The sequence below is a fragment of the Halorhabdus amylolytica genome (genome assembly GCF_004944975.1).
Classification (GTDB): domain Archaea; phylum Halobacteriota; class Halobacteria; order Halobacteriales; family Haloarculaceae; genus Halorhabdus; species Halorhabdus amylolytica.
In genome coordinates this window covers 37581-54395 of record NZ_SPQG01000007.1, presented here as the reverse complement: position 1 = coordinate 54395, position 16815 = coordinate 37581, and the positions used below count along the sequence as shown (strand labels likewise).

Annotated in this window: 17 protein-coding genes, 1 tRNA gene and 1 pseudogene; 10 read left to right on the top strand and 9 right to left on the bottom strand. The window is 63.7% G+C overall.

The window, feature by feature from the left end:
• Window positions 1-51: 51 nt before the first annotated feature.
• From E3374_RS17980 to trpD, 5 genes and pseudogenes are all read right to left on the bottom strand, one after another.
• Window positions 52-654 (bottom strand): annotated as a pseudogene (locus E3374_RS17980) (ribonucleotide reductase N-terminal alpha domain-containing protein); the annotation flags it as partial.
• A gap of 334 nt (window positions 655-988) precedes the next feature.
• Window positions 989-1672, bottom strand: a complete 684-nt coding sequence (gene trpG, locus E3374_RS10280) for an anthranilate synthase component II (RefSeq protein ID WP_136689003.1) — start codon at window positions 1670-1672, stop codon at window positions 989-991.
• Entirely contained in the window at window positions 1669-3366 is a 1698-nt protein-coding gene (trpE, locus tag E3374_RS10275; protein WP_136689002.1) for an anthranilate synthase component I, read from the bottom strand. Before trpE ends, trpG begins: the two co-directional genes overlap by 4 nt.
• Window positions 3363-4001 (bottom strand): phosphoribosylanthranilate isomerase, encoded by a 639-nt coding sequence (locus tag E3374_RS10270; RefSeq protein ID WP_136689001.1) that lies wholly within the window; start codon window positions 3999-4001, stop codon window positions 3363-3365. The genes trpE and E3374_RS10270 overlap by 4 nt, the downstream gene beginning before the upstream one ends.
• Window positions 3998-5008: an anthranilate phosphoribosyltransferase gene (gene trpD / locus E3374_RS10265; protein ID WP_136689000.1), complete on the bottom strand. Its 1011-nt coding sequence runs from the start codon at window positions 5006-5008 to the stop codon at window positions 3998-4000. Before trpD ends, E3374_RS10270 begins: the two co-directional genes overlap by 4 nt.
• Window positions 5009-5148: 140 nt before the next feature.
• Between trpD and E3374_RS10260 the strand changes: the two genes are divergently transcribed.
• Together E3374_RS10260 and E3374_RS10255 are read left to right on the top strand one after the other, a co-directional pair.
• Window positions 5149-6729, top strand: a complete 1581-nt coding sequence (locus E3374_RS10260; RefSeq protein WP_136688999.1) for a S1C family serine protease — start codon at window positions 5149-5151, stop codon at window positions 6727-6729.
• A 90-nt stretch (window positions 6730-6819) separates the two neighbouring features.
• A tRNA-Leu gene (locus E3374_RS10255) sits at window positions 6820-6902 on the top strand.
• 450 nt (window positions 6903-7352) lie between these two features.
• Here the strand turns inward: E3374_RS10255 and E3374_RS10250 are convergent.
• Window positions 7353-8234 carry a hypothetical protein gene (locus tag E3374_RS10250; protein WP_136688998.1) on the bottom strand — a complete coding sequence of 294 codons (882 nt, stop codon included), beginning with the start codon at window positions 8232-8234 and terminating at the stop codon, window positions 7353-7355.
• Between the two features lie 138 nt (window positions 8235-8372).
• Between E3374_RS10250 and E3374_RS10245 the strand changes: the two genes are divergently transcribed.
• Window positions 8373-8891, top strand: a complete 519-nt coding sequence (locus tag E3374_RS10245) for a DUF5813 family protein (protein WP_136688997.1) — start codon at window positions 8373-8375, stop codon at window positions 8889-8891.
• Between the two features lie 54 nt (window positions 8892-8945).
• Here E3374_RS10245 and E3374_RS10240 read toward each other — a convergent pair whose 3' ends face one another.
• The 3 genes from E3374_RS10240 to E3374_RS10230 all read right to left on the bottom strand — a co-directional run bounded on the left by E3374_RS10240 (window position 8946) and on the right by E3374_RS10230 (window position 10480).
• Window positions 8946-9455, bottom strand: coding sequence for a type IV pilin (locus E3374_RS10240; RefSeq protein ID WP_248299442.1), 510 nt, complete (start codon window positions 9453-9455; stop codon window positions 8946-8948).
• Window positions 9456-9561: 106 nt separating this feature from the next.
• Entirely contained in the window at window positions 9562-9792 is a 231-nt protein-coding gene (locus E3374_RS10235; protein ID WP_136688995.1) for an Lrp/AsnC family transcriptional regulator, read from the bottom strand.
• Window position 9793: 1 nt separating this feature from the next.
• Window positions 9794-10480 carry a potassium channel family protein gene (locus E3374_RS10230; protein WP_136688994.1) on the bottom strand — a complete coding sequence of 229 codons (687 nt, stop codon included), beginning with the start codon at window positions 10478-10480 and terminating at the stop codon, window positions 9794-9796.
• A 236-nt stretch (window positions 10481-10716) separates the two neighbouring features.
• Here E3374_RS10230 and E3374_RS10225 point away from each other — a divergent pair, with 236 nt between their 5' ends.
• The 7 genes from E3374_RS10225 (at window position 10717) to E3374_RS10195 (ending at window position 16778) form a co-directional block, all read left to right on the top strand.
• Window positions 10717-11829 carry an outer membrane lipoprotein-sorting protein gene (locus tag E3374_RS10225; protein WP_136688993.1) on the top strand — a complete coding sequence of 371 codons (1113 nt, stop codon included), beginning with the start codon at window positions 10717-10719 and terminating at the stop codon, window positions 11827-11829.
• 124 nt (window positions 11830-11953) lie between these two features.
• Window positions 11954-12184 (top strand): Lrp/AsnC ligand binding domain-containing protein, encoded by a 231-nt coding sequence (locus tag E3374_RS10220; protein WP_136688992.1) that lies wholly within the window; start codon window positions 11954-11956, stop codon window positions 12182-12184.
• A gap of 315 nt (window positions 12185-12499) precedes the next feature.
• Window positions 12500-12841 (top strand): hypothetical protein, encoded by a 342-nt coding sequence (locus E3374_RS10215; RefSeq protein ID WP_136688991.1) that lies wholly within the window; start codon window positions 12500-12502, stop codon window positions 12839-12841.
• Window positions 12842-12944: 103 nt separating this feature from the next.
• Entirely contained in the window at window positions 12945-13991 is a 1047-nt protein-coding gene (radA, locus tag E3374_RS10210; protein ID WP_136688990.1) for a DNA repair and recombination protein RadA, read from the top strand.
• A gap of 89 nt (window positions 13992-14080) precedes the next feature.
• Entirely contained in the window at window positions 14081-14983 is a 903-nt protein-coding gene (locus tag E3374_RS10205; protein WP_136688989.1) for an acyltransferase, read from the top strand.
• Window positions 14984-15058: 75 nt separating this feature from the next.
• Window positions 15059-15607 carry a KH domain-containing protein gene (locus E3374_RS10200; protein WP_136688988.1) on the top strand — a complete coding sequence of 183 codons (549 nt, stop codon included), beginning with the start codon at window positions 15059-15061 and terminating at the stop codon, window positions 15605-15607.
• 109 nt (window positions 15608-15716) lie between these two features.
• A complete protein-coding gene (locus tag E3374_RS10195) occupies window positions 15717-16778 on the top strand; it encodes an ATP-binding protein (protein WP_136688987.1) in 1062 nt (353 codons plus the stop codon).
• Window positions 16779-16815: the final 37 nt, after the last annotated feature.

The following is a 16815-nucleotide window of genomic DNA, read 5'->3' as shown; positions in this document are numbered from 1 at the left end:
GGAAACGACGCCTTTTCCCTCGACGGTAACGGTCGTGTCTTCTGTCAGACACTGGAAAACCTGTGCGGCTTCTTTTGCTGTCTGATGAATGTCATCAATGTCGTCTTCGGGGCTATCGACGAAACAGGCAGATAGTTGCTGGAGTTCGTCGCCGGCATTCATTAATGTAGGAGAGTTCGGCATGAAAGAAAGATCTCCCATCAGCGTCCGGAACTCCGCGGCGGTGTCCTCGACGTGCTCGCGGACGGCCGGCGGGAGTTCGGGCACGACCGTCTCGTAGGCGAACTTGTTGACGTTGTAGATCGAGAGGGTCGTCTCGGCGTCGTCAGTCACCGTGGTTCCCTTCCCGAATACTTCCTCGGCGAGCTCGTCGCGCCGTGGATGATCGGGCTTGAGCTGCTCGGGCGTGACGGTGATCTCGACGTCCTCGTTTCGAGCTTCGTAGACGGCCTCGGCCAGGGCGATGTTCTTTGCGACGCGCTCGAAAAGGTCCTCCTGATCCTCGACGAGTTCACCGTCGGCGTCCTTCCGGAGGTACCGTGCCGGCAGAATGTTGTGATAGGCGTTGTCGGTGAGCCGGTCGGTGAGCGTCTCGCCCTCGGTGCGCTTGATCGGCAGCGTCACCTCGTCGACGCCCAGGTCGGCGTCGCTCATTGTTCGACCCCCCGTCCACTCGGCTGCTCGTCGCTTCGACCCGTCGTTCGCGTGTCCGTTCGTGTCATTTGTAGCTGAAATTCATTCGCTCTGCTCTCGAATAACCGTTTGGCTTGGCGATCACGTGCGATCCAACTCGTGTCACGATATGGATACGTGACTGCGAAACTCCCGACTCAGGGGAGTAGCGCGCACGCTGGCAAGCAAAGCGACGATGCCATATAAGGGTTGCCAGACCGGAGTGAAAGTGAACGTTGCCGTCGAGGAACCGCTCACGTCCGGCGGCCCGGAGTCGAACGGAAGGGGTGGGTTCCGCAGCCGACCGGTCCTATCCTCAGACCCCTGATAGGAAGTTCCGGATCACGTCGTGGCCCACGGCGGTCAACACGGATTCGGGGTGGAACTGGACGGCTTCGATGGGGTGCTCACGGTGACGGATCCCCATGACGAGCGCAGTCCCGTCGTCGGCCTCGGTGGTCGCAGTCACCTCGAAACAGTCCGGGACGTCACTGGCGACCAGCGAGTGATATCGCCCGCCCTGGAATCCCTGGTCGAGGCCGTCGAAGACGCCCTCGCCGTCGTGGGAAATCGAGGCTGCCTTCCCGTGGATCGGCTCCGGCGCGTGGCCGACCGTCCCGCCGTAGGTGTAGACCGCGGCCTCGAGGCCGAGACAGACGCCCAGCGTCGGCACCCCGGGACTGATCTCCCGGAGGACGTCCGTCGTCACACCGACGTCGCGGTCGTTCTTCGGGTGACCCGGCCCGGGACTGATGATGATGGCGTCCGGATCGGCTGCCCGGACATCCGACAGCGAGGCCGTGTTCTTCACGACGGTCGTGCTCGCGTGTTCGGAGACGTCCGCAGAATCAACGGATTCTGCGTGGCTCGAAGTGGCGCTCAGCGCCACTTCGGTGTATTCGACGAGGTTGTACGTGAACGAGTCGAAGTTGTCCACGAACAGCACGTCGAGTTCACCGGTAACCGTCTCAGTCGTACCCGCACTGATCGATTCGCTCATCGGGACACCTCCTCGATCGGGGCCTCAGTGTCGGCCTCGACGTCCGGATCCGACTCGATCCGTTCGAGGGCGTCGATCACGCCCCCCATCTTCTGTTCGGTCTCCTCGTACTCGCTTGCGGGATCGCTGTCGGCGACGATCCCCGCCCCCGCCTGGACGGTGATTCGGTCGTTGCCGCCGTGGGCGTCGGCGATATCGACACCGTGTTCGACCGCCGCCGACCGGATGACGATCGCGAAGTCGGCGTCGCCGTTCCAGGAGAAGTAACCCACGCCGCCGCCGTAGATTCCGCGGGGGTCGACTTCGAGGTCGTCGATAATCTCCATCGCGCGGATCTTCGGCGCACCCGAGAGCGTCCCCGCCGGGAAGGCCGCCCGCGTCGCGTCGAAAGCATCGAAAGACGCGCTCTTTCGGGCCTCCGAACGTAGTTCGGAGACAGCTCTGTCCTCGGCGAGTGTCCCCGTTACTGTCGACTCGATGTGCTGGACGTGGCTGTACTTCAGGACGTTCATGAACTCTTCGACGCGAACACTCCCCGGTTCGGCCACGCGGCGGACGTCGTTGCGTGCCAGATCGACCAGCATCGTGTGCTCGGCTCGCTCCTTCTCGTCGGCGAGCATCTCCCCCGCCAGTCGGCGATCCTCGACGGGGCTGGATCCCCGCGTAGACGTGCCAGCGATGGGGTTCGACGTGATGAGGTCGCCCCCTACTGAGACGAGCGTCTCCGGGCTCGCGCCGACGATCGTCAGGTCGTCGTACCCCAGCAAGTACATGTACGGCGAGGGGTTGATCGATCGCAGCGAGTCGTACAGCGCGAGTGGGTCAACGTCGCCGTAGAGCTCGCGTTTCCGGGAGATTACACCCTGGTAGATGTCGCCGTCCAGAACGTGTTCCTTGGCGCGCTCGACCGCCCGCTCGTACTCGTCCTGTGGCCCGGCATCCTCTCGAACGAGGGCGAATCCGCCTGTCTCGGGATCGTCGGCGTCGGTCAGTGCTGTTTCGACGCGTTCAGCCTCTGTGAGCAACTCGTCGTACCGCGCGTGGGCGTCTTCCCCGGGTTTGACGACCGGAGTGAACACAAGCGAGACAGTCTCATCGACGTGGTCGAACACCAGCGTCTTCGTTGCGAGCACGAACTGAGCGTCCGGGAATCGCGAGTCCGGCCGATCGATGCCCACTTCGTCGAGCCAGAGATCGTAGACGGCCTCGTAGGCCAGAAAGCCGACGAGACCACCCGAGAGTGTTTGGCGGTCGTGGTCCGGGAATCCACGACGCTCGACGTCAGGCAGCGTCGCCCGGAGGTCGTCGAGGACATCGCCGCCGTTGGTTTCGAGTAGATCGGTGTATCGGTCGTCGAAGACGTCCAGATCCGTCTCGTCGGGATCGACGGTCGCGACCGCGACGGGATCGTAGCCGACGAAGGAGTATCGCGCGTGGCGGTCGTCTGTCGAGGGTGCGAACGCGCCGTTCGGATCGCTGGAGGCGACTTTCTCGGCGCTTTCGAGCAAGAACGCGTAGCCGGTGTCGTCAGCGTGAACGTCGTCGGCGTCGCTCTTCCGGCCGGTTACCGCCGCGTACGCGAAGAGTGGATCGACGTCGACGTCGAGTTCGACGGCAACTCGGACGACACCCGGCTCCTCGGCGTCAGCGTGAGCCACGAACTCCTCGCGGGACAGCGACGGCTCGCCAGTCATGCGACCACCTGATCGGTGTCGGCCCGCTCGACGAACTGTGTGACTGCGTGGGTATCTTTGATCCCGCCCTCCCGCTCGACGCCGCTTGCAGTGTCGACGCCGAAGGGCCGAACGGTCTCGACGGCATCGGTCACGTTCTCGGGCGTGAGTCCGCCGGCCAGCAGGACTGGAACCCCAAGGGTCTCGATGATTTCTGCTGTTCGGTCCCAGTCGTGTGTCCGACCAGTCCCGCCGCCGCCCGCCTCGTCCAGCGAGTCGACCACGAGCCCGTCGGCGGCCGCGGCGTACGCCCCCAGGTCGGCATCGTGATCCAGTGCGACCAGGACCGACTGGGGGATCGACTCCGTGAACTCTTGGACTTCATCGGGGTCGAGCGTCCCGTGGACCTGGACGGTGTCCGGCTCCGTGGCCGCGACGAGTTCCCGGGCGTCCTCGATTGTCTCGGGCATCGTCACGAGGACGCCCGAGACGAGTGGCGGGACCGCATCGAACAGGTCGGCGGCGCGCTCACGGGGGACTTCTCGGGGCGTTTCGACGGGAACCTCGCTGATAACTCCGATGGCGTCCGCCCCGGCGTCGACGGTCGCCTGGACGTCCTCGATCCGCGTGTGCCCACAGATCTTCACGCGCGTCATGCGATCACGCCGCGGAGATCGCCGAGCTTCTCGCCGGCCGCCCCCGAGTCGATGGCCTGGCGGGCGACCTCGACGCCGTCTTCCAACGAATCGGCCTCACCAGCGACGTAGATCGCTGCGCCGGCGTTCGCGAGGATGATGTCCCGCTTCGCACCGTTGGCTTCGCCCCGGACAATCTCTCGAAGGGCGTCGGCGTTCTCTGCGGGTGTCCCGCCGGCGACGTCGGCGATGTCGTGGCGGTCGACGCCCATGTCGCCCGGCGAGAGGGTGTACTCCTCGACAGACTCCCCCTCGACTTCCGCGACAGTGGTCTCGTCGTGGACGGCGATTTCGTCGAGACCTGCACCGTGGACGACCAGGGCGTGTTCGACGGGCATGTGCGCCAGGGAATTTGCGATCAGCGGAACCAGGTCTGGATCGTACACCCCCAGGACCTGTGCGTCCGCGCTGGCGGGGTTCGTCAGCGGGCCGAGGATGTTGAAGATAGTTCGCATGCCGAGTTCCTTCCGTGGCCCGATGACGGCCTTCATCGCCGGATGGAAGACGGGTGCGAGCATGAATCCGATCCCTTCGCGGTCGATGGCATCCTCGACAGCCGGCGGCTCGGCGTCGACGGTGACGCCCACCTCTTCGAGGACATCCGCGCTGCCCGACGAGGAGGACACCGAGTAGTTGCCGTGTTTGGCGATCGGGACGCCCGCGCCCGCGGCGACGATCGCACTCGTCGTCGAGACGTTGATCGTATCGTAGTCGTCGCCGCCGGTCCCGACGATGTCGACCAGTGGGTCACGATCGGGGTCGATGGTCCGTGCGGCCTCGCGCATCCCCTGGGCGAAACCCGCGATCTCGGCCTCGGTCTCCCCTTTCGCCCGGAGTGCGCTCAACAGTGCCCCGATCTGGGCCTCCGTCGCGTCCTCGAAGACGGCACTTGATGCTTCTCGCGCCTGTTCGACGGTCAGATCCTCGCCCTCGGTCACGCGCTCGATGTGTGTCTGTATCGTGGACATCGTTGTACTTATTCGGGTTGTAATGTACAACTTCGTACACCGACTTAAGCGTGTCGGGACGGGGAGCCATAACCACGCAGCGATCGATGGAGGTTGTCAACATCCAAAGAGCTTTACTTGTTAGTTAATCACATTCAATCATGGAGCGACAGGATCGGACGAGGACGGTCACCAGGCGGCGGCTACTTGGTGGCGTGACAGCGGTACTGACAGGGGTAGTCGCAGGCTGTAGCGGCTCCGACGACGGGGCGACGGTGACGACGACAGACCAGCCAGCGATACCGACCGCGACACCCACATCGACGCCCGAGTTACCGAACGTCCAGACCCGAATCGTCCAGCGCGACCGGGCCGCGATCACCCACGTCAACGCCCGCGTATCGGGAGATGTTACCTGGCCATCACTGACAGTCATCGATCCGACCCAGATCTACGGGATGTGGGATCAGATCGACGGTCAGGACGCTATCCAGTTCGCACCCGACGGGGAGTTCACGATACAGACCTCCGAGCAGACGATCGGGGGCGAGTACCGGATCAACCAGGGCCGGGAATTGCTCCTCAAGACCGACAACGGCACCGTCCGATACACCTACAGACGGGCGGCCGACGCTTCGGGAGTCGTCATGGAATTCCTCCGAGACGGAAACGTCGTCGACCGGTACCGCCGCCGGAGTACCCCCGACATGGATCCGGTCGACGCGGTCCAGGATCTGCGCGTCGAGCGCGACCGGAGCGAGACGGCGACGACACAAGGTAACCAGTTGGAGAGCGGTGCGACCGGGTCCGGCTTCTTCGTCACACCCGACGGATACCTGCTCACGAACGCTCACGTCGTCCTGGCCGACACTGATCCACGACAGTTACTCTTCCAGCGCCTGGCCCGTCGGACGGCGACGAGTCTCCAGGAGTCACTCCGGGAGAACCTGGCTGGCGCCGAGTTGACCGACGCCGAGCGGGCCGAGATCGAACAGGTGCTGTTCGACAAGTTGCTGGCGTACTTCGGGGAATACACCCGCATCTCGAACACGGAGACGGCGTTCAACGTACTCAACGGCCGGGCGACGCCCGACGACGACATTAAAGTGGCTAGCTGGGAGGCGACCGTCGAAGCCGCGGGGACAGTCGTCACGGAAGTCGGTGGCCAGCGGACCTGGGGACGGGACATCGCCGTCATGAAGGTCGACCGCGAGAACCTCCCGTCGGTCACGCTGGGCAGCTCGTCGGACCTCACCACCGGAAACGACCTGTACGTGATCGGCTACCCGGACATCGGCATCCACGATCTCTTCGAGGATCGCGACCGCGCCCTCGAACCGACGTTGACCACGGGCGTCGTCAGTGCCCGCCGGACGCTCAATTCCGGTATCGAGACGATCCAGACCGACGCAGCGATCAACAGCGGCAACAGCGGTGGGCCGATGTACGACGACAGCGGCGAGGTCGTCGGGATCGCGACCTTTGGCCCGTCCGATGCGGGCATCGAGGACGTCCAGTTCGGCCTGCCGGTCGAAGTCGGAAAAACGATGCTCGACGACCTCGGCATCGAGAACCGTTCGGGCGAGATGGATACCGCCTTCGACGAGGGGATCGCGGCCTACTGGCGTGGGGACTGCGAGATGGCAGTCGAGCGCATGGATCGCGTGCTCGAACTCTACCCTGAGCATCCGTACGCGAGTCAATACATTGAGGACTGCGAGTCCGGTGGGGCCTCCGGGTAACGTAGGTGATCTGGATGAGTCCTCGGCCGTTGGTCGCGGGCGTTCCGTGATCGAAACCGCTTTTCCGCTCACCGCCTCAGACACAGATGAGCGAGGGTGGCTGAGCGGCCAAAGGCGGCGGGCTTAAGACCCGCTCCCGAAGGGGTCCAGGGGTTCGAATCCCCTCCCTCGCATGAGTGCGCGGCGCATGTTCGCGCCGCGCCGAATTACTATGGAGGGCGATTCGAATCAGAGAGCGGGAGGTGAGCGAGTACAACGAGCGAACGGGAGCGACCGTGGTTCGAATCCCCTCCCTCGCATGGCGAGGTCGAACGAACGTGAAACCTCGATTTTGCGAGCGGTGAGTGAAACGAACCGCGAGCGAGTGCGCAGCGCATGTTCGCGCCGCGCCGAATCAACATGAGGGCGATTCGAAGCCTATCAGTCGCAGCGGCCGAACGAAGTGAGGCCGACCGTCTGATTTCGGTTCGAATCCCCTCCCTCGCATGGCGAGGTCGAACGAACGTGAAACCTCGATTTTGCGAACGGCGAGCGAGGCGAGCCGTGAGTCCGTGCGCGGCGCATGTTCGCGCCGCGCCGAATTACTATGGAGGGCGATTCGAAGGAGAGGATCGCCTACGTCCCTACTCCGTGTAACCGGAGATATCGGCCCAGTAGACGATGCCGTCGTAGCGGACCAGGTACTCGCCGTCGACGTAATCCTCGCCGTCCGGATCAGCATCGTAGACCGGTTCAGCCGCGTCGAACCGCCCGACGAGGCGCGTCCATGCGTCCGACTCGTCCTCCACGTAGTGGGTCTCCCCGATCGCCTTGTCTACGATTTCCTTTTCAGTCGAGGAGAGATTCGAAAGCGAGAACAAATATGCCGATTCGATCCGAGCGGCGAGTTCCTCGCCGCTGTCGGCCACCGGCGACGCGTCGTATCGATAGGTATAGATCGTCTTCGGCGACGGGCCGTCCACCGTGATGCGGACCGTCCGATCTTCAAACTCGACGAGTTCGTAGCGGGGTTCCGACACCAACACGGACGACCCCTGCTCGCTCTCGTTGTAGACGGCCAGCGTCGCGATGTCCTCGTCTCCCGCTATCAATCCCGAATCAGGGGCAGGAAGCGCGCGCCGATCGACGGCCGGGAGGTCCTCATACGCGATAGACTGACCGGTCGTGTTCGTCGGGTCCTTCTCGAGCGTGAGTGCAAACTGGGGGACCTGTCTAGAGTCGATCCCCGACCACGTGACGTTGTAGTACGTCCCGTCGACCGCGATCGGACGGTCGGGCGTGAACGGTGGATGGTCATCCTCCACAGTGGGGCCGGAGCCCTTGACAGCACCGACGGCGAGCCGATGTGATTCGTCGTCGAGGTCAGTCACGTCGATCGAGGCGTGCTCGGCGATAGCTGTTGCGTTCGGGACCGGTTGCATGGAGAGCGATCCGGCCGCCGAACACCCCGAGAGACCGACTACCAGGAGGACCAGGGCGGTGAGGAGGGCTGAGCGGCGTTGCATGTGAGCAAGAGTCACAAGAATCGGGTATGGGTTTTGTGGTTCACATTTCGACGACCGGAGAACGACTGTAAGCGAGAAAACAGGGCGAGGAGGACTCACGCGACGTACTTTTTTGGCTTCCGAACCAACGGGGTACCGATGACTGACACGCTGCCGCAGGCTGTCGATTCGGCGTTCGACGACCACGAGGCGTTCGAAGCGAGCGAGGAGGGATATCGCGTGACGACGACCGTCTTCGACGCGACAGTGACGGCGACCGACATCGACGGGGTCGGCTACCAGTTTACGGTGACGGTCCGGGCACCGATGCTCAGGGAGGCTGTCGGGAACGAGGTGGTCGGTCCGGCGGTCGAGGATGGGTGGTTCGAGACGTACGAACGGCGCCTCGAGGACGCGACGATGGCCACGCGGAGCCAGGTCGACCTGGAGGAATACACCGTCGAGGACGATGGTGGCCAGGCTGTAGCACGGTTCGTCTTCGAATACGGCGACGCCAACCGGGGGGCCGAGATCGCCAAGACGATCGTCGAGTACGTCGAGGGGACGTACGTCGAGGGGGTGATCCCGGGATACGATTACGAGTCGCCGGTAGCGGACCTCCTGCATCGTGCGAAGACGACCGGTAGCGACGCCGAACGCGGCGGAACGCCGCTCTGATCGACGTGACGGGCTACCACAGTCCCGATACGGCGATCCCGAGCAACGAACAGCTCACCCGGAACTCCGGATCGTCATCGTCGTAAGTCGATACGAATCGTCACCATCCGGCTCGCCAGGGTTATAGTTCTGCACTGAACCGCTGATCCAGTAGATCGAAACCGTGACGCCGTCGACGCTTCCCTGGGGATCGACGTAGACGGTCTCGCCGGCGTCCCACGTATTGCCGATCGCCACCTGTGGTGTCCCTCCCGGTGTTTCAGTGAAGTTCTCGATAGGGCTCGCGTGGGCGTCGTCGGCGGCACGGCCGCTCCCGGGGGCACCGCCGATGTCGACCGGCTTCGATCCGGCCACGTAGAGGCGATCGACGTCGACCGTGTCGCCGGCTTCGAGCGTGATCGCGATCGTCTGTTCGCTTCCGTCCTCAACGAGTTCGTGACTCGTCTCGACGTACGGCGCTTTGGGTTGCAGGCCGGACCCGAGATCGAAGACGAACACCGTCACTGTCCCGGCGACGATGACAGTGACTGCGACGAGCAAGATAATGCCGACGACCGAGGTCATCCCCCGGTACTCGAGGTGAAACATCCGTCTAGGAAACCGTTGACGCGAGTCGGTAATACTGCTTGTGGAAAATGATAGACGAGATATAGTATCCGGGTGAGTAGCGTCAGTCCATCGCGATGTAGGTCTGGGTGTCCTCGACGCCGTCGACGTCCTGGATCTCGGTGGCGGCGATGTCTTTGACGTCGGCCGGCGAGGGGACGTCGACCTTGGCGATGAGGTCGACGTCGCCGGCGACGACGTGCGTACTCACGACGCCGTCGATGGCCGCGATAGTGTTCTTGAGTCGATCCGCCTCGCCTGTGTGTGCTTTGACCATGATGTACGCAATGACCATGTCAGACCTCCCCCAATGCGGGTGATGTCGTGCTCTCGCCGACGATCAACTGCCGGACGTCCGAGAGGACGGCGAAATCCGCGAGGATGACCAGCCGGTCACCGACCTCCAGTGAGTCGTCGACATCCGGGACACCCACCGGACCGTCGCGCTTGCCGAACGCGAGCAGGCGGGCGTTCGCCGGGAGTTCGAGTTCGCTCAGGCTGTAGCCGTTGACCGGCGCCGATTCGGTGACGGTGAACTCGATGAGCTGGAGGTGCTGAGCGATGTCCGCGATCGCGACGCTGTTACCTCCCAGCAGGGCGTTCTTCGCGGCGATCGCACCGAGTCGCTCGGGATAGATCACTTCGTCGACGGCGTCGGCGTACTGCCGGTAGATCTCCTCGCGGTAGTCCTCGTCGATACGCATGACGGTCCGGCAGCCATAATTATCAGCTATTAGACATGTGGCGAAGTTGTCGTTGAGATCACCGGTGAGCGCGCCGACGACGTCGGTCGACGCGAGGTCGACTTGCTCCAGGATCGCCTCCAGGGAGCCGTCGCCCTCGATCACCTCGAAACCGGCTTCGCGGGCCCCTCCGGCCGTCTTCGTGTCGACCTCGACGAAGACGACCTCGTGGCCGCTCTCCCGGAGCGCCCGGCCCGTCCGCAACCCGACGCGGCCGGCACCCACGATAACGAATCGCATATATCGATTAACTGCACGGGGACGAATAAAGCTATCCTCGCCGGCGAAACCCGATCCGTGATCCGAGCGTCACCCGGAGCGGGAATCCGGTTCCGGCGGGACGACGCTCGCCGACAGTCACACGTGTCCATCGGGGCGGTGTCAGGATAGTCAGGGCTCTTAAGGCTTGGGTCGACCTGCCGGTAGCGCAACGCCGCCCGGCTGATTTATGATGGGGAGACCAAAGAGCGCTCGCAATGGCTTCGACCAATCGCCGCCCGGCGGTCCTCGTGATACTCCTCGCGGCCGCGTTGCTGACCAGCGGTATCGCAGGTATCACGTTCGCCGAGACGCCCTCCACGACCGACGCACAGACGACAGAAGAACTCGATGGAGACGAGGTGATCGACTCGTTCGTCGAACGCCTCTCGACGCTCGAAACCGCCGAGTTTACCCGGACGAGCGAATCGGAGTTCGGTAACGAGACGAGCACGCGCACGGTTCACGTCTTCGCCGACTTCGGAGACTTTCAGAAGCGAACCGAGACCGTGAACACGACTGTCGGGAGCAACACCACGACAGTGATGAACGAGAGTACGGTCCTCACGTACAACGCGGACGAAAACACCGTCACCGAGTTCGAGGTCAGCGGGGACCGGATCCTGTTGCCGACGCTAAACGCCCTCTCCAACGAGTCACTCGTTAGCTACGAGTTCACCGGGACGGAGACTGTCGAGGGAGAGAACGCTTACGTCCTAGAAGGGACACCCCAACTGCAAGGGGAGACTGAAGGGGAAACGTCGCTAACAGTCTACGTCGACACGGAGACGTATTTCCCGGTCAGGATGGAGAGCGAAAGCACGGGCGAGAAGTACACCTACAGTTCGACGATCACACACAGGAACGTCACGCTCGACGAAGAGATTCCGGATTCGACGTTCGAACTCGACGTGCCGGCGGACGCGTCTGAACCGTCGGAATACGTCGGCCCCGACGTTTCGTCGTACGAGAGCTACGATAACCTCTCGACATCGGCCACCCTGTCGCTCCCAGCTGAAGAACTCGCGGCGGGGTTCAACTTCGAAGAGGGCACGATCGTCGACGGTGAAGACTACTACAGTATCAGTCTCAGATACACCGACGGCGAGGAGACGATCAGCGTCAACACCCGCACCGACTCCTTCAACGAGTCGATCTACGAAGAGTCGGATCGGTACGAAGCCGTCGAGATCGGTGACACGATGGGGTACCGCTACGCCAGCGACGAGTTCACGTCGCTGCACTGGGCGGACGAACAGGCGTATTCCCTCTACGGGGAGATCGAGAACGAAACGGCGATGGACATCGCCGAGTCGATCGTCGCCGAGTAACGCCGTTGCCGACCGTATTTTCGATTCCCACGCCGGTGTCAGCGTTGCAAGCGACGGGACAACCACTGGTCCGACCGAACCGGGGGAAACCTTCATGATATGTCACATCGTACCACAGGCCACGATGGTCCGAGCGTTCATCATGGTGAAGGCTGTGGCCGGCAAGGCTGAGGGGCTTCTGGGCGACGTACGGGACGCGCTCGGCGTCAAGGAAGCCCATATCGTCGCGGGACAGTACGACCTCATCGTCGAGGCCGAACGGGACAGCGTCTACGAGATCATGGAGTCGGTTGCCAGCGGGATTCGGGATCTCGACGGGGTCGCCGACACGCGGACGTACATTTGTCTGGAGTAAGCGAGACGCGAGCGAAGCGAGCGTCTCGGAACGAGCGAGCGGGGAACGAAGTGACCCGCGAACAGCGAGACGCGAGCGAAGCGAGCGTCTGGACAAACGCGAAAGAGGAGCACGGCGACCCGTGAGCAGAGCGAGGCCTCGAAACAGGCGAGAGTTCGGCAATTCGAAAAGAGAGACCAGTGAGAGCGGAGTAATCCGTGAGCAAAGTGATCCGTGAAAGTGGAACGAGCGGTGGGATCTGGTCGACCGATCCGAACCGGTCACGATCGTGCCGGGAACGACACGACAAAGAGAGTGGGGAGCGTCGAGTCGGGTATGGTGGGCGCCGTCGATGCGATCGGCCTCGCGGCGATCGTCCTCGCGAACACGGCGATCGCCGCGCTCCTCACTCGTTTTTTTCGCGTGCGCATGGTCACCGCCTGGGCCGGACCGCTGTACGCCGTCCTGCTCGGATCAGTGGCGTTGCTCGTCTCGACGCTCGTCCTGGGCGGTTTCCTGGACCTCGGAGCGGACCTCGTCAGTCCCGCCGCCGTCGTCGTCGTGACGATCGTCGGGCCGCTGGCGCTCGGGATGACCTTCGACTACTTCTGGATGCCCGCGCCCGAGGAGGTCGAGTTGCCCGAGCGTTCCGAGGACTCGCCGCCCGAGCCACGGTGACCGACCCCGTCGAGTGGGGAGAGTCTGAACTGTCGTCCTCCGCGTTTCACTTTCACTCCGGTGTTAACGAGGCTTTAAATAACAGGGGGCGCAACGGCGTGGTATGGCAGCATCAGAAGATCTCGAAGACCTGCCGGGCGTCGGTCCGGCGACGGCCGAGAAGCTCATCGAGAACGGGTTCGACTCCTATCAGGGGATCGCAGTCGCCAGTCCCGGAGAACTCTCGAACACGGCGGACATCGGGGAGTCCAGTGCCGCGGATATCATCCAGGCTGCCCGTGAGGCCGCCGATATCGGTGGGTTCGAGAGCGGCGCGGAGGTGCTGGAACGCCGCGAAGAGATCGGCAAGCTCACCTGGGGCGTCGAGGAAGTCGACGAGTTGCTGGGCGGCGGCGTCGAGACCCAGTCGATCACGGAGGTCTACGGCGAGTTCGGCGCCGGCAAGTCCCAGGTCACCCACCAGCTGGCGGTCAACGTTCAGCTCCCGGCCGAGCACGGCGGCCTCGAAGGGAGTTCGATCTTCATCGACAGCGAGGACACGTTCCGGCCAGAACGTATCGAGCAAATGGTTGACGGTCTCGCCGAGGACGTGATCGCGGACACGATGGTCCTCCACGGCGTCGCCGAGGAGGGCGAGGCCGATCCCGCGGACGACGAACTATTCGACGACCTCGTCGAATCCGTTCTCGACAAGATTCACGTCGCGAAAGCGTTCAACTCCAACCACCAGATCCTACTGGCGGAGAAGGCCCAGGAACTCGCAAGCGAGGGCCAGGACGAGGAGTTCCCCGTCCGCCTGCTCTGTGTGGACTCACTGACTGCTCACTTCCGGGCGGAGTACGTGGGTCGCGGTGAACTGGCTGATCGCCAGCAGAAGCTCAACAAGCACCTCCACGACCTGATGCGGGTCGGCGACCTCAACAACACCGCCGTCGTCGTCACCAACCAGGTCGCGGCGAATCCGGATTCGTTCTTCGGCGACCCGACCCAGCCCATCGGCGGTAACATCCTCGGCCACACCTCGACGTTCCGGCTGTACCTCCGGAAGTCCAAAGGCGACAAGCGGATCGTCCGCCTCGTCGACGCCCCGAACTTGCCTGACGGCGAGGGCGTCATGCGCGTCGAAGAAGGCGGCCTGATGGCCGAGTGAGCGGACACGTCGCCCGGTGAGACAAGCGTCACCAGGTGACCCCACCGTAACGACAATCCATTTCACTCCCGACCCACGTACGGGGTGCCATGACGAAGCGCCACGTTTCCCTTCCGCCCTTCGCCGAGGACGGACTCCGGGAGTTTCTCCACGAGGTGAACGAGCGTCTCCAGAGCGACGAGGACACCTGCGATGTCGTCGAGGATGTCCTCGTCGACCTCCACGGGGATAGAGAGGCCTATGAACGCTGGCAGGCCGGCGAGGAAGTCACTCCTGCCGAGCGAGTCCGCCTGCAAGGGTACGATCCCTGTAACGCAACCCTCGAGAGCGAGTACTACGCCGAGAAAGACGAGGACCGCTACGAGGAATCGAAGTACCTCCAGTGGCTCTGGCGACAGTTCGACTCGACGCCGATGGCCGACAACGTCGCCTTCGCACTGCGTTTCCGGCGAATGCTCGCCTCCCACCTCTTTGAATCCTGCGGGGAAAACTGTCGGTTCTTCAAGGGCATCACGTTCTCCTATGGACACAACATCTCGGTCGGAGACAACGTCGTAATCCACGACGACGTCCACCTGGACGACCGGGGAGGGTTGACGATCGGCGACCGTGTCTCGATCGCCGACGACGTCCACGTTTACAGCCACGATCACGACGTCGTCGACCAGACGGAGGTGCGCAACTACCACACGATCATCGAGGACGACGTCAGGCTCACCTACGACTCGATGGTCCGGGCGGGCGTGAAAGTCGGCGAAAACGCCGTCCTCGCCGCCAAGAGCATCACGGGGAAGGACGTTCCCCCACACCACATCGCCGCCGGGACGCCGGCGAAATCCATCGCTGTCAAGGACGGCTGGGAGTCGATCGCCCGGCCGATCGAAGAAGCCAACGAGGACCGGCGGGAGCAACGACGGATCGAGGACGACCTGCCCGACGACCTCGATACCTTCGACGAGTTCGACCGCGATCTGCAACCGCCGAACGTCTGAGAACCGAAAGGCGGTCGCACTCCAGACCAGGGGAGTGCGAGATACTTAACTGAACGCGGGCGTTACGTCTCGCACATGCAACACGTGAAGATTCCGCAGGACCGGATCGGCGTGGTGATCGGCGAGGGGGGTGAGACGATGCGCGAGATCGAGGAACGCGCGGAGGTGCGCTTAGACATCGACAGCGAGACCGGGCAGGTCGCCGTCGAGTCCGTCGGTGATCCCGTGACGGCGCTGAAAGGCCCCGACATCGTCAAGGCCATCGGCCGCGGGTTCGCCCCGGAGGACGCCTTCCGGCTACTCGAGGACGACATGATCATGTTCGACGTGATCGACATCGACGCCGCCGCTCGCAATCCCAACGACCTCAAACGGATCAAGGGCCGGCTCATCGGGGAGAACGGCCGCACGCGGGAGTTGATGGAGGAGTTGACCGGTGCCGCAGTCGTAATCTACGGCTCGACGCTGTCGATCATCGGGGGTCCCGAACAGGTCGACGCCGTCCGGGAGGCCGTCGAGATGCTGCTGGACGGCGCACCACACGGCTCGGTCTACTCGTTCCTCGAACGGCGCCACAACGAGATGAAACACGCCGGCCTCGAGTACCACCAGTTCACGGGTTGAACAGGTCGGCTGCCCGGTTCACTGGATGAGCAGGTCACAGTAACTCCGCGCGTCCCGCTTCGCCGAAACTTATTTCGCTTCACTGAACAATGTCTCACTGAACGAGTCGATGGCTGATACATTCGATGAACACGCCGAGGGGGACGACGAGGTTGGGGAGCGCGTCGGCAGCGTCGTCGATCGCTTCAGGGAGTTACGAGCGGCCGACCGACAGCGACGCGAGCACTCCGAAGAGGGCGTCGTGCTGGACCAACTCGACGCGGTCGAGGAGCGTCTGCTCGCGTTCGGGCGGGCGATGGGGGGCGATCCCGAGGACGTCGAGGACCTCCCGTTCACCGAGGAGGCCGGCCGGGACGGCATGCCCGAGCCGCTGTATGTCCGCCACGACCGAATGTTGCTCAATCAGGTGACCAGCTGGCTGCTCCAGCGCCAGCACATCGGGCTGGTCAGCGAGTACGGGACCGGTAAGACGGCCTTCCGGGAGATCCTCAAGCGTGATCTGGGACGTCGCGAGGACTTCGCGGTCGCGCACGTCGACAACCCCCGGGAGACCACTCCCCGGGGTCTCTACGAGAAGGTCCTCCGGGCGGCCGGCGACGCGGGATACGAGATCGACCCCGAGAACTATTGGCAGATCCGCGACGGCATCCCGTGGGCAACCGCCGAGACGAAACAGGCCGTCAAAGAGGTCGCCGAAGCCGCCCGGGAAGAGGACGTGACGTTGCTCTTGCTGGTCGACGAGATCGAGGACCTCCCCGAGGAGTTGCTCACCGCGATCCAGATAGCGGGCGACGCCGGGGTCCGGCTGTTCCTCAGCGGGACGCCCGAGGGCAAGGAACGACTCGGAGACGCCAAGGCCACGCTCGATTCCCGACTGCGCTACTACGAGGGGATCGAGCCCTTCGGCGTCGAGGACGTTGCCGAGTACGTCGCCCGCTCGCTCGCGTTCTTCCGGGGAGAGGAGTACGACGGCAAGTCGCCGGACCTCTTCGAGTCTTCGGCCATCGCGGACGTCCACGAACGGACCGGCGGCAATCCCAGGGACGTCCGACTGGAGTGTCGGGAACTGTTCACGCGCGCGGCGTTCGTCTGGTACCGGACCGGCCAGGACGTCGACCGGATCCGGATCACCCCCGAACTCCGTCACCGTCGGTTCGGCATGGACCGCTGACGGCCCGGACGGGAACACGGCCGGCCGATCTCTCCGG